11 protein-coding genes are annotated in these 13075 nt (G+C 67.5%); 1 reads left to right on the top strand and 10 read right to left on the bottom strand.

Annotated elements, in window-relative coordinates:
- Positions 1–8: 8 nt before the first annotated feature.
- On the bottom strand, positions 9–1157 hold the full coding sequence (locus CAL12_RS13365; protein WP_086064891.1) for a beta-glucosidase: 1149 nt from the start codon (positions 1155–1157) through the stop codon (positions 9–11).
- 12 nt (positions 1158–1169) lie between these two features.
- A complete protein-coding gene (gene glf, locus CAL12_RS28695) occupies positions 1170–3659 on the bottom strand; it encodes a UDP-galactopyranose mutase (protein WP_086067860.1) in 2490 nt (829 codons plus the stop codon).
- Positions 3660–3959: 300 nt separating this feature from the next.
- Here glf and CAL12_RS13375 point away from each other — a divergent pair, with 300 nt between their 5' ends.
- Positions 3960–5174, top strand: coding sequence for a diguanylate phosphodiesterase (locus CAL12_RS13375; protein WP_086064892.1), 1215 nt, complete (start codon positions 3960–3962; stop codon positions 5172–5174).
- Positions 5175–5220: 46 nt separating this feature from the next.
- Here the strand turns inward: CAL12_RS13375 and CAL12_RS13380 are convergent, their stop codons facing one another.
- The 8 genes from CAL12_RS13380 to CAL12_RS13415 form a co-directional block, all read right to left on the bottom strand.
- On the bottom strand, positions 5221–6153 hold the full coding sequence (locus tag CAL12_RS13380) for a Bug family tripartite tricarboxylate transporter substrate binding protein (protein WP_086067861.1): 933 nt from the start codon (positions 6151–6153) through the stop codon (positions 5221–5223).
- Between the two features lie 85 nt (positions 6154–6238).
- Complete coding sequence (locus CAL12_RS13385; protein ID WP_086064893.1) at positions 6239–7171, bottom strand: SMP-30/gluconolactonase/LRE family protein; 933 nt, start codon at positions 7169–7171, stop codon at positions 6239–6241.
- Positions 7172–7237: 66 nt separating this feature from the next.
- Positions 7238–8206, bottom strand: coding sequence for a Bug family tripartite tricarboxylate transporter substrate binding protein (locus CAL12_RS13390; RefSeq protein ID WP_086064894.1), 969 nt, complete (start codon positions 8204–8206; stop codon positions 7238–7240).
- A gap of 28 nt (positions 8207–8234) precedes the next feature.
- Entirely contained in the window at positions 8235–9305 is a 1071-nt protein-coding gene (locus CAL12_RS13395; protein WP_086064895.1) for a cyclase family protein, read from the bottom strand.
- A 15-nt stretch (positions 9306–9320) separates the two neighbouring features.
- Positions 9321–10232 carry a hydroxyacid dehydrogenase gene (locus CAL12_RS13400; protein ID WP_086067862.1) on the bottom strand — a complete coding sequence of 304 codons (912 nt, stop codon included), beginning with the start codon at positions 10230–10232 and terminating at the stop codon, positions 9321–9323.
- A 41-nt stretch (positions 10233–10273) separates the two neighbouring features.
- The gene (locus CAL12_RS13405; protein WP_198298444.1) at positions 10274–10957 is read right to left on the bottom strand and encodes an RraA family protein; all 684 of its coding nucleotides are present in this window, start codon (positions 10955–10957) and stop codon (positions 10274–10276) included.
- 55 nt (positions 10958–11012) lie between these two features.
- Positions 11013–12023 carry a Bug family tripartite tricarboxylate transporter substrate binding protein gene (locus CAL12_RS13410; RefSeq protein WP_420042775.1) on the bottom strand — a complete coding sequence of 337 codons (1011 nt, stop codon included), beginning with the start codon at positions 12021–12023 and terminating at the stop codon, positions 11013–11015.
- A gap of 63 nt (positions 12024–12086) precedes the next feature.
- Positions 12087–13058 (bottom strand): Bug family tripartite tricarboxylate transporter substrate binding protein, encoded by a 972-nt coding sequence (locus CAL12_RS13415; protein WP_086064898.1) that lies wholly within the window; start codon positions 13056–13058, stop codon positions 12087–12089.
- Positions 13059–13075 lie beyond the last annotated feature (17 nt).

The following is a 13075-nucleotide window of genomic DNA, read 5'->3' on the forward strand; positions in this document are numbered from 1 at the left end:
GGCATCGATCAACGCGCGCCCATGGAGGCCGCGACATGGACGGGCGCTTCGGACAGATCCCGGAAGCGGCGCTGTTGCCGGAACAGTTCGGTCGCCGTCGCCATGTCGACGGGACGGCGTCCGTCGGCGTCGGCGTAGCCCAGCAGCCCGGTCGGACAGTGCCTGTCGTCCTCCCAGCCGGGATAGTCGGTGACGGGATACAGGCAGATGCCGAGGATGGGCAGGCCCTGTGCCATCGCCGCCGCCGTTTCATCGCAGACATAGCGCAGCCAGGCCGCGCGCTGTTCGCCTTCCGCGCCGGTTTCGGCGATCAGGATCGGCCTTGCGTAGCGCGCGTGAACCCGCGCCAGCAATTCGCGCAAGGGCAGGTAGCCCGGGGCGCCACGCTGCAGGGTCGGCCCGTTCAGGTACCACTGGTTGTGGGGATAGAAGTTCACGCCGATGATGTCCAGGTACTCGGTCGCGCCGCCGAGTTCCGGCGCCATGCTGCCGCGCACCATGTCCCAGCCCTGGTACTGGGCCAGCGTGCAGTGGTGGGCGGCGACGCGATCCTCCGGCGTGGCGGGCGCGACGCGGATCACGGGGTCCGCCAGGACGAAGCGGGCGCGCGCGTCGATCTGCCGTATCGCTTCGATCGCCGCCACGGTGCAGGCCGCGAGCTGGCGCTTCAGCTCCTCGCCGCGGCCCGTGCCGCAAGGTCCGAAGTGGTTCATTTCGCCGCCCGCCCAGGCCCAATACGACTGTTCGTTGACCGGGCAGTAGAAGGGCACGCCGGGGCAGCGTTCGCGTATCAGCGCGGCGGCCCGGGCGGCGTAGCGGGCGAAGCGCTGCGGAAACCCGGGGCTCCAGATATCGAGGTGTTCGGGCCAGCCGTAGTGGCACAGGTCCCAGATGACCTGCGTGCCGCTGCGCACGGCGGCATCGATCTGGCCGAGGGCGCTGCTCCAGTCGAAGCTGCCGTCCTCGCGCTCGATGCGGTGCCAGCGCAGGCCGTCGCGCACGGTCCGGATGCCGCAGGCGGACAGGGCCCGGAAGTCGGCCAGCGCGTGGCGCGCATGGCCGGTGCTCTCCAGCAGGTCCAGGCGCCTGCCGTCCGGAAACTTCAGCGTCGAGCACTCGAATCCGCCTTGCAGGAAACTGCGGAAGACAGACGTCATCGTCCGCCTCCGTCAGGCCACCGCCTGGGCCGCCACTGCCGGCCCGGGGCGATGTCCGGCCTCGATGCGCCCGTAGGCCGCCAAGGCCTGCGCGACGACCTGGTCCATGTTGTAGTAGCGGTAGGTGGCAAGCCTGCCGACGAACAGCACGTGCGGGCGCTCGTCGGCCAGGGCTTGATAACGGCGGTATAGCTCGGCATTCTCCGGCCGCGGGACCGGGTAGTAGGGATCGCCGTCGGCACTCGGGTATTCGTAGGTGACGCTGGTGCGGGGATGGTGTTGCCCGGTCAGATGCTTGTATTCGGTGATACGCGTATACGGAACGTCTTCCGCCGGGTAGTTGACCACGCCGACCGGTTGGAATTGCGCCTGGTCATAGGTTTCGTGACGGAAGACCAGCGAACGATAGGGCAACGCGCCGTAGCAGTAGTCGAAGTACTCGTCGACGGGCCCGGTGTAGACCAGCCGCCGCGCAGGCACGGCGCCGCACAGTTCGCGATAGTCCGTTCCCAGGCATATGTCGATGTTCGGATGGTCCAGCATCTGCTCGAACATCCAGGTATACCCCTGGTCTGGCATGGCCTGGAAGCGATCCGTGAAATAGCGGTCGTCATGCGACGTACGGGTGGGCACGCGCGCGGTCACGCTCCTGTCCAGCTGCGACGGGTCCAGACCCCATTGCTTGCGGGTGTAGCCGCGAAAGAAGCGCTCGTACAGATCCCTGCCGACCTGCGACACCACCATGTCTTCCGCGGTGCGGATCTGCACATGGGTCTCGGCGCGCTCGGCCAGGAAGGCCTGGGCGGTCTCGCTGGTGAACGGTTGTCCGTACAGCGTGGACAGCGTCGTCAGATTGATGGGCATGGGCACGAGCATGCCGTCGACGCTGGCAAGCACGCGATGTTCGTAGGGACGCCAGCCGGTGAATCGCGACAGATACTTCACGACCTGGTCGGCATTGGTGTGGAAGATGTGCGGTCCGTAGCGATGGACGAGCACGCCGGCGTCGTTGACGAAGTCGTAGGCGTTGCCGCCTATGTGCGGCCGACGATCGATCACCAGCACGCGTTGGCCCAGGCCGGCGGCCAGCCGTTCAGCCAGCACGCAGCCGGCGAATCCGGCGCCGACGACCAGATAGTCGTAGCGCGCGGTGGGCGAGCGTGAGGCGGGCGGCGTCCGGGCCGGGCGCGTCGGGCCTTCCCTGGCTGCGTTCCTGCCGTGCATCGGCACCACCGGCGCCGCCGGCGGGCGGGATGCCTCGTCCTGCCGGCTGAGCCCATCGGCAAGCCTTTCGGCAAGCCTGTCGGCGAGCCCTTCGGCGAGCCTTTCGGCGAGCCGTTCCGACATGTCCTGCCAGGTGCGGTCCCACGACATGCCCGCCAGCGCGCGGTCCGCCTGGGCGGCCACGGTGGCGGGCGTTTGGGCATCGCGCAGGGCCGCTTCGGCGGCCTGTACGAAGCTCCCGGCGTCATCGGCGATGCGCACCAGCGGGCAAGCGCCATAGCTGCGCTCGACATCGACGATGCGTGTGCTGACCACCGGCCGTCCGGCGGCGATGTACTCGGGCGTCTTCGTCGGGCTGATGTATCGCGTCGACTCGTTCAGGGCGAATGGCATCAATGCCACGTTCCATCCCGACAGGTATGCGGGCAGATCGTTGTAGCCCTTGGGTCCCAGGTAATGGATGTTGGCGGCGCGCGGCAGCGTCGCCGGATCGATCTTGACGACCGGACCGATGAAGACCAGTTGCCAGCCGGGACGGGCGGCCGCGACGCGCGCCACCAGTTCGCAGTCGAAGCGCTCATCCAGCACGCCGTAGAAGCCCAGCCGAGGGTGCGGTATCGCGGCCTGGTCGGCGGGCTCGGCGGCGCCCGTGCGGGCCTGGCGGAAATGCGCCACGTCCACGCTGCTGGGAAAGGAGTGGACGTTGGGGTGTTTCCGGCGCTTGGCCTCATACAGGCTATGGCCGCCCGTGAACACGATGTCGGCGCGATTCAACAGCTCCGCCTCGCGCGCGGTGAGCTCCGGCGGCGCGCCTCGGAATGCCGACAGCTCATCCATGCAGTCGTACACCACCGTGTCGGCCGCGAGATGGTCGGAGTATCCCAGCGCGATGGGCGTGTAGTACCAGAGCAGTGCGGGCCTGATGGCGTCGTCCGCGATGGCCGTATCTAGCAGGCGACGCAGCGTCGCCTCGGTCCGCTGCGCGTCCATCCCGGCGGGCAACCGCGGCACCAGCACCGTAATGCCGCCATCGACGATGCGACGTTCGAGCCATGCCTCGCCATCACCGGCGGCCAGGGGCTCCTCGAAGTAATACACCCGATGCGATCGCGCGAAGCGCGACAGCAGATGCTGCGGACGCTGGTAGACGAAATGCCAACGCAAATGCGAGAAGCCGATCAGATCGGGACGCGCCGGCCGTTGCGATGCGTGGCCGGCGGCGCGCGTCAAGGGCCGTGCGGTGTCGTCGTCGACACGCTGGGGAGCTTGGGGATTCATGATCGCCTCGGGATGATGGCGCGTGGAAGATGCCGCGCGAATGAGAAGCAGGACGCTGGCCAGGGCCCGTCGAGGCCGCGGAAGCGTGCGGATGTGGCCGCATCGGATGTGGCCAGACCTCAACGCAGCCGGCATGCCCAGCGTGTAGCCGCCGCCCATGTCGAATGTTGCGGGATATCCTCACTACAACGCGAAGTAAGTCATACTCAAGCTCGTCAAGGTAATATGAGTGACACTCACAAGACCTGCTTGAGCAGGTGCGCTGCTGGAGCAATGTCCGCGTATGCGGGACGGGATCACATGCTATCGACGCTCATCTATCGCAGCCGCATGCGCGGAAGCTTGTCCGCGGAAGAGTTGCATCAATTGGCCGATGCGGCGGGTCGTCGCAACCAGGCCATACAGGTGACCGGTATCCTGCTGTTCGATGGCGTGCACTTCTTCCAGGTGCTGGAAGGCCCGGACGAACATGTCGACGCACTTTATCGATCCATCCTGCGCGATGCGCGCCACACCCAGATTGTCCGCCTGCTGCGTGACCACGCGCCGTCGCGCCGTTTCGGTGGAAACGGCATGGAGCTCTTCGACCTGCGCCGCTATACCGCCGGCACTGTCCTGGACGCGCTGCTCGCCCGCGTGACCGCGCGCAACAGGCAAACCTACGACGACAGGGTGCTGAAGATCATCAAGGCCTGTGCGGCCGGCGAATGGAAAGACCATTTCGTCGAAGGCAGCGATGCGTCGGAATGGTCTTTCGCGCCCGGCAGCGACATTTTCGCCGCGGCGGGCGGCGTGCCGCTCACTGGCCAGCCTTGCCAATTCGCGCTGCAGCCCATCGTCGACCCGCTGCGCCGCGAGGTCAGCTCGCTGGAAGCCCTGATCCGCAGCGCATCCGGCGGTTCCCCCGAAGCCTATTTCGCGTCCATCCCCCAGGGCAAGCTTCATCAGGCGGACCTGGAGGCGAAGGCCTACGCCTTCGCCCTGGTGAACAGGATAGGCATCGGCGACTGCAAGATATCCGTGAACCTGCTGCCCATGTCGCTGGTGGCGGTGCCTGGCGCGGTCGATATCCTGCTGGAACAGCTCGCACGCAACAACCTGGCGCCCGAACAGCTCGTCGTCGAGGTCACGGAACAGGAGTTCATCTCGCGCCTGGACGGTTTCACCACCGCCATCACGCAATTGCGCCGCGCCGGGATCGGCCTGGCCATCGACGATTTCGGCGCGGGGTTCGCCGGCCTGTCCCTGCTGGTCGAATTCCAGCCAGAGAAACTGAAGATCGATCGCAAGCTCATCCACGGCGTGCATGCCGATGGACCGCGCCAGGCCATCGTGCGCTCGATCGTCCAGTTCTGTGCTTCGCTCGGTATCACGATCGTGGCCGAAGGGGTGGAAACCGCGGAGGACTGGTGCTGGCTGCAGGCAGCCGGCATAGAGCGCTTCCAGGGCTACCTGTTCGCCAGGCCGGCGCTGAACGGCGTCGCGCCCATCTGGTGGCCCAGCAGGAAATGCTAGGGCCCGCGGGCACGGACGGCCGCACCCGCTAGCCGTTCAGAACCGCTCAGTCCTGACGGATGTTGCCCTTGCGGATGACGTCCGCCCATTTGGCGTCTTCTTTCTTCAGATATTCGGCGAATTCAGCCGGCGTCGAGCCTACCGGCTGCACGCCCAGGTCGCTGAAGCGCTTGCGCACGTCATCTTCCTTCAAGACCTGCACCAGGGTGTCGTGCAGCTTCGCCGCCACATCGTCCGGCACGCCGGCGGGCACGAACACGCCGTTCCACTCGTAGACCTCGTAGCCCGGGATGACCGTTTCCGCCACGGTCGGCACGTTGGGCAGCCGCGGCGAGCGCTGTGGCGAGGAGATCACCAGCGCGCGCACGCGACCGGCTTCGACCAGGGGATACGATGCCGCCACCGTGCTGAACATGAAGTCCACCTGGCCGGTCATCACGTCCGTGATCGCCGGGCCGCCGCTCTTGTACGGCACGTGCACCATGTCCAGGCCCAGCTTCTGCCGGAACAGTTCCGCGGCCAGACGTTGCACCGTACCGCTGCCGCCGGACGCGAAGTTGATCTTGCCCGGGTGCGCCTTGGCCTGCGCGACCAGGTCGTTGACGTCCTTGTACTTGGAATCCGCCTTGACGATCAGGATGTTGGGCGCCAGCGAGACCAGCGACACCGGCTTCAACGCACTGTTGCTGTATGGCATCTGCGGAAACAGATGCGGGTTGATGGAGAAGGGCGTGGCGTCGTACAGCACCGTATAGCCATCCGCGGCGGCCTTGGCCACGTAGGCCGCGCCTATGGTGCCGCTGGCGCCAGGACGGTTTTCCACCACGACGCTGGTATTCAGCTTGGCCCCCATGCGCTGGGCGAGCAGGCGCGCGAGCGCGTCCGCCGAACCGCCGGGTGCGTAGGAAACCACCATCGTGATGGGACGCTCGGGGTATGCCGCATGCGCGGTCGCGGCGCCGCCCAGCGCGGCGACCATGGCAACGGCCCGGGCCGCGTGCAGGATGGACGATGACAGTTTGGTTCGGATGGCTGACATGTGTGTCTCCTTTTGATATTGGGGCTTACCTGCCGGGCAAGCCTTGCAGCCGCGACAGCGGCAACCCCGCATTGGGCGCCGACGCGGTAAGAATGGAACCGGATACGGATTCGGTGCAGAAGAGCGTGCGGCGGTCCGGTCCGCCGAACGCGATATTGGTGGTCGACATGCCCTTGGGACTGCGCCAGACGGTGATCGGCTCGGCGCGATGATTCAGCAGCCAGACATAGCCCAGCCCCGGATTGCAGACCAGCAGGTTGCCCGCGCTGTCGACGGCGAGGCCGTCCGGCCCGCTGGGACCATAGGACGTGAAAAACTGGCTGACCTTGCTGACGCTGCCATCGGCCATCAGCGGCACCCGCCACACGCAATTGCCGCGCGTCACCGCCAGGTACAGCACGCGGCCGTCCGGCGACAGGGCCACGCCGTTGGGGCTAGGCACATTGTCCAGCAGCAAGTCGAGCTGGCCGTTCGGGCGCAGGCGATACAGGCGTCCGCTGGGATCATGCAGCCCGCTCTGGCCCTGGTCGGTGAAGTACAGGTTGCCGTGCTCGTCGAAAACCAGGTCGTTCACGCCGCGAAAGCGTTCGCTGTTGCGGCGTTCCAGGTAGGGCTCGACCTTGCCTGCCGCGATGTCCAGCAGCATCAAACCGTTCTTGTAATCGGTGATCAGCAGGCGGCCGGCGTCCAGGAACTTCATGCCGTTGGGCTCGCCGTCATACTCGACGACGAGGCTCCAGCTGCCCGCCGGGTCTATCCTGAAGACGCGCCCCCAGGGAATGTCGGTCACATAGAGATTGCCCGCATCGTCGAAGACGGGACCTTCGAGAAAGGAGTCCGTCACGGCGCCGCCGCGATTGGCGTCGGCCCAGGCGCTGCGCCGCGGCTTGCGGTGCGCATCGTGCATGGCGGACCACACGTCGAAGTCGACGACGTCGGGTGGGTTGATCAAGAACATTGCGTTCCTCCGTTGCGCCGGGCGCGCCGGTCCGGCCGGCGCCCGCGGCGTTATGGCGATATGGCGTTATTCAGCCTTGAGCCCCAGCTCCTTCGCCAGGGTGGTGTACTCGTCGATTTCGCGGGCCATCTGCGCCTGGAAGGCGTCGCCGCAGGTGCTGCGTGGCTGCACGCCCAGCGCTTCCAGGCTCTTTGCGGTGCCCGGCGCGGAGACATACGCGGCCGCGACCTGCTCGAGTTTCCGTCGCGCGTCGGCGGGAATGCCCGCGGGCGCGAGCACGCCGTACCAGGCGTCGGCGGCATAGCCTTGCACGCCAGCCTGGGCGAAGGTGGGCACATCGGGCAATTGAGGCAGCCGTTGCGGGGCGGCGATGGCCAGCGCGGTCAGCTTGCCGGCCTGCACCTGTGGCAGGACCGATCCCAAGGTCGCGAATGAGCTATCGACCTGTCCGCCCATCAGGTCCGACACCGCCTGAGCCGCACCCTTGTACGGAATGTGGCTCATCGACGTGCCGGTCAGCCGCAGGAATTGCTCGGTGTAGAAATGGCCGGAGCTGCCTGTGCCGGGCGTGGCGAACGTGTGCTTGCCGGGTTCGGCCTTGAGACGGGACACGAAGCCGTCCAGCGTCTTCACGGGCATCGACGGCCCGACGACCAATACGGTCGGGCTGACGGCCACGGCGCAGACCGGCGTGAACGAACGCAGCGCGTCGAACTTCACGCGGTCGCTGTAGAGCGCCGGAATCATGGTGTGATTGGTCGCGCCGAACAGCAGCGTATAACCGTCGGCAGGCGCCTTGGCCACGGCTTCCGCCGCCAGGATGGTATTGGCGCCGGGCCGGTTTTCCACGACGAAGGTCTGGCCCAGGGCCTGGCCGGCGTAGGACGCGAAGGATCGTGCCACCACGTCCGTGGGACCGCCGGGAGAGAAACCGACGATGATGCGGACGGGCTTGTCCGGATAAGCAGCGTGTGCGGTCGCGCCACCAGCGATGAGCAGCAGCGCCGCGGCCAGGAAAGGGCGGGCGAGTTTCATGTTGTCTCCTCGACGGTTTGCCGTTCGGCTATACCGTGGCTATGGGTGTCGCCGGCGATCCCACGGCGCCGGGCAGCCGTAATGGCGGCGCGGTCAGCAGGAAGCGGTAGCGGCCATGCGCGCGCAGCCAGCGCGCGAGCGGCGTCAGCCACCACAGTTCGCCAAGGTGGATCCCGTGCTTGAACAGGCAGTGTTCGTGCAGCGGCAGGCGCGGACCGCGCATGGGCTGTCCCTGCTGGCCGAACTTGACCGGCTGCACCAGTTCGACCGCCGGGTTGTCGGAAATCAGGCAGGCGAGCCGGCTGTCGACGATCCACCGCAGCAGCTTCGCGTCGTTGCCGTCCAGGCCGCTGCCCGTCGCGTGCAGATGCGCGACGTCCGGCTTGCCGCGCATCGACATCAGCATGTCGCCGAAGCCGGTATGCAGGCAGACCATGTCGCCGGGCTCGATCGCGATGCCGTCCGCGTCCAGCATGCGCATCAGCGCGTCGTAGCCGACCGCCTCCCGCTTGCGCCCCACGTGGTGCTCCAGATCGATCAGTACGCCGCGCCCCTGCGCGCCATGTTCCGCGAGCTGCTCGATGCCCAGCGCGTTCGCGGTCGGGCCGGGAAATCTCGCCCAGTCCGCGACCGCCTTGGAATCCTCCGGCGCCGCGTGCAGGTCCACGCCCGCGCGAAAGCCGTTGTAGAACACCGCCTCGTCGACGCCGTCGCCATCCGCGTCGAAGCGGCTGCCCATGTGCGCCAGGCTGTCCCATTGCGTGGAGTACTGCGTGTTCATGAGCAGCACGTCGTCGCAGACCACGTCGGTCAGCGCGGGATCTTCGCTGGCATAGGACCAGCAGAAGCCCTGCACGCCGGCGCTCTTGCCGTCGCGTAGCGTGGCGTAGCGTCGCGGGGGAAGGCGCCGCGGGTTCAGCGCCATGCCGCCGGGCAGGTCCAGCGGCAGCGAGAGGCAGAAGGTGAGTCCTTCGCGCACTTCCGCGATGCCTTGCAGTACCTTGGCGCGGTCGACCAGATTCATGCGACCACGCTGGTCGTCATCGCCGAATTCGCCCCAGGAACTGCCCGGCGGCGCCTGTTTCCATCGTTTGGCCATGGCTTGCTTTCCCGGTCAGGCGTGCGCGGCCTGCTGCCGCAGGACGGCCAGCGCGTTTTCCACCGCACCCACGCCCATCTTGACGTAGGCTTCCCGCGTCACGCCGCCGATATGCGGGCTCAGGATGATCCGCGGTTCGGCCTGGAAGGGGTGGCCGGCCCGCATGGGCTCGGTGGCGAAGCTGTCCAGCCCGGCGGTACGCACCTGGCCGTCGCGCACGGCCTGCAACAGGGCCTGCTCGTCGACCAGGCCGCCGCGCGCGGTGTTGACGATGATCACGCCTTTCTTGCATTGCGACAGCGTGTCGGCGTTCACCATGCCGCGGTTTTCCTCCGTCAGCGGGCAGTGCAGCGAGATGGCGTCCGATTCGCGCCAGATCGTCGGCAGGTCCACGCTGGCGATGTCGGCGGGCAGGTCCTTGGAGTAAGGATCGAAGCCGATCACGCGCATGTCCATGCTGGCCGCGATGCGGGCGACACGGCGGCCGATGGCGCCCAGGCCGATCAGGCCCAGCGTCTTGCCGGCCAGTTCCACGCTCTTGTGCGTGGACTTGTCCCAATGGCCCTCGCGCATGCGGCCGTCGAGCAAGACGACCGACTTCGCGCAGGCCAGCAGCAGGGCCGCGCTCTGCTCGGCCACCGCCGCCGCGTTGGCGCCCGCCGCGGCCAGGACCGCGATGCCGCGCGCCTGGGCCGCTGCCTTGTCGATGGTGTCGGTGCCACTGCCATGCTTGGAGATCACCTTCAGCGACGGCGCGGCGTCCATGGCAGCCGCGCCGACCTTGCTGTAGCGCACGATGATGGCGACGGGATCGTGTTGCCGGCACAGGGCCACGATGTCGTCTTCAGTCGGCGTCTTGCCGGCATAGACGACCTCGTAGCCATCCAGCAGCGCCACCGCCTGTGGCGCCAGGTCGGCCGCGGTCACGAGGACCGCCGGGCGCCCCTTATGCGTTTGCGCGGCGCTGCTCAAAGCGTTTCTCCTTCCTTCAGCACGCCGGCCGTGCGCAGCGCGGAGGCCAGCCACTTGGCAGCCGTATCGCCGCCCTTGATCGCGGCGATGCGCGCGGCTTCGTCCTTCACCTTCTTGTCGGCCGCCGGCAGCAGGCCTTCGATCTCGTCGCGTTCGATCACCACCACGCCGTCGTTGTCGCCGATCACGAAATCGCCAGGGTGCACAGTGACGCCGCCCACCGTGACGGGATGGCCGATGCGGCCGCCGATGTTCTTGGTGGGACCATTCGGATTCGTGCCGGCGGCGAACACCGGGTAATCCATCTCGACGATTTCCAGGCTGTCGCGCGCCGCGCCGTCGATCACCACGCCTGCCAGGCCCAGTTGCTTGCAGGCGGTCATCATGATGGTGCCCATCAAGGCGGAAGTCAGGTCGGCCTTGCCGTCGATGACCAGCACGTCGCCCGGCTTGGCCAGCGACATCGCCGCGTGGATCATCAGGTTGTCCCCTGGACGCACTTCGACCGTAAAGGCCGGGCCGGCCAGCTTCATGGACGGATGCAACGGCCGGATGCGGCCATGCATGGCGCCGCGGCGTCCGTTCACGTCGGCCAGGATGGCGGGTTGGAAGCGCGCGGCCTGCTCGACGATGGTGGCGGAAACGCGGGGAAATTCCTTGATGATGTCGGGAGAGCTCATGGTGATACCTCGTGGCTTGAATACGGGTCGGCGCCCGTGGATGGCGAATAGGGGTTCAGGTCTTGATGTGCGCGGCGCGGATCAGGCGACCCCACTTTTCGAAGTCGGCGCGGCGCAGCGCGTCCAGGTCGGAGGGCGAGCCTCCGGCCAGCGTGATGCCGAGTTGGCCGGCCAGTTCCACGACCGCGGGGCGGCGCAAGGCCTCTCCTATCGAGGCGTTCAGGCGCGTGACGATCGCCGCCGGGGTGCCGGCGGGCGCGAACACCGCCTGCCACTGCTCGACGACGAAGTCCTTGTAGCCTTGCTCGGTCATGGTGGGCGTATCGGGCAGGGCGGCCAGGCGCTTGGCGGACGTCACCGCCAGTGCGCGGAGCGCGCCGCTCTTGACATGCGGCAAGGCGGCGGCGGCCGGCGCGAACATGAACTGCACCTGTCCGCCCAGCGTGTCCTGCAGCGCGGGCGTGTCGCCTTTGTAGGGAACGTGCAGGAACTTCGCGCCGGTCTGTTGTTGCAGCAGTTCGCCCTGCATCTGCAGGATGGTGCCGGTGCCGCCCGAGGCGAACGCGAGCTTGCCCGGCGACGCCAGGGCCGCCTTTACCAGATCCTTGAGCGTCGTATAGGGTTGCGCGGCTCCCACCACCAGGATGTGCGGAATGGTGCCGATCGTGATGACGGGCGCGAACGACGCGATCGGGTCGTAGGGAAGCTTGTCCATCATGTGCGGCGCGATGGCCTGCGGTCCGATCGAGGTGCCCAGCAAGGTCAGGCCGTCCGGCGCCGCGCGGGCGACCAGCGCCGCCCCGATGGTGCCGGTGGCGCCGGGCTTGTTCTCGACGATGACCGTGGTCGCCAGCAAGCCATTCAGTTGCTGCGCGATGCTGCGGCCCAATACGTCGGTGCTGCCGCCGGGGGGGTAGGGCACGACCCAGGTGATGGGCTTGCCCGCCGGCCATGCGTCCGGCGCGGCGGACGCGGCGCGGGCGCCCGCCGCGCCAACGGCCAGCATCGCCGCGGACGCCAGGAAGCGCCTGCGGCCGTTATGTGGGGAAGTCGTCGATGTCGTCATGTTGTCTCTCTGTTCTATTTGTTTTGCATGTCGGGCCAGGCCCCGGCGGGCCGGGACAAATCCTCAGTCGATACGCGCGCCGGATTCCTTGACGATCTGGCCCCAGCGGACGCGGTCGTCATGGATCAGCTTGCCGAAAGCCTCCGGCGTGCTGCTGCGCACCGCGGCACCCTGCGCCTGGAACAACTTGCGCGTCGCCGGCGCCTCCAGCGCGGCGTTGAGCGCCTTGTTGAGCGTGGCGACCACGTCGGCGGGCATCCCCTTGGGGCCGGCGAGACCGAACCAGGTCACCGCGTCGAAGTCCTTGAAACCGGATTCGGCGAAGGTGGGCACATCGGGCAGGTCGTCCGTGCGCTGCAGGGACGTCACGGCCAGCGCGCGCATCGCGCCACTGCGGATGTGGCCGATCAGGGTCGGCACCGACGACATGTACATGGCGATCTGGCCACCGATCAGGTCGGTGGAGCCCTGCGCCGCGCCCTTGTAGGGCACGTGCGTCAAGCTGATGCCCGCGTCCTTCTGGAACATGACGGTCGCCAGATGGGCCACCGTGCCATTGCCGGAAGTCGCCACATCCAGCGAGCCCGGCTTGGCCTTGGACGCCGCGACCACGTCGGCCAGCGTCTTGTAGGGCGAGTTGCTGGCCACCACGAGGACCAGCGGTGCGTCGGCGACCAGGCCCACGGGCGTCAGGTCGCGCTCCGGGTCGTAAGGCAGCTTCGCATAGAGCGTCGGGTTGATCGCCAGGTTGCTGGTCTGGCCGATGACCAGGGTGTAGCCGTCGGGCGCCGACTTGGCGACCAGGTCAACACCCAGGTTGCCGCCCGCGCCGGGCCGGTTTTCGATGACGAAGGTCCAACCCTTTATGGTTCCCATCTCGTTGGCGACCTGGCGCGCGAGCGCGTCGGTGCCGCCGCCCGGAGGGAAGGGCACGATCAGGCGGATGGGTTTGTCGGGATAGGCCAGGGCGGCCGTGGCGTGCAGGGCGCAGGCGCCCACGATAAAGGCCGCGCAAATACGACGGATGGATAGCATCGTTGTCTCCTGTGTTT

Source organism: Bordetella genomosp. 8, assembly GCF_002119685.1.
In the GTDB taxonomy this organism is placed as follows: domain Bacteria; phylum Pseudomonadota; class Gammaproteobacteria; order Burkholderiales; family Burkholderiaceae_B; genus Bordetella_C.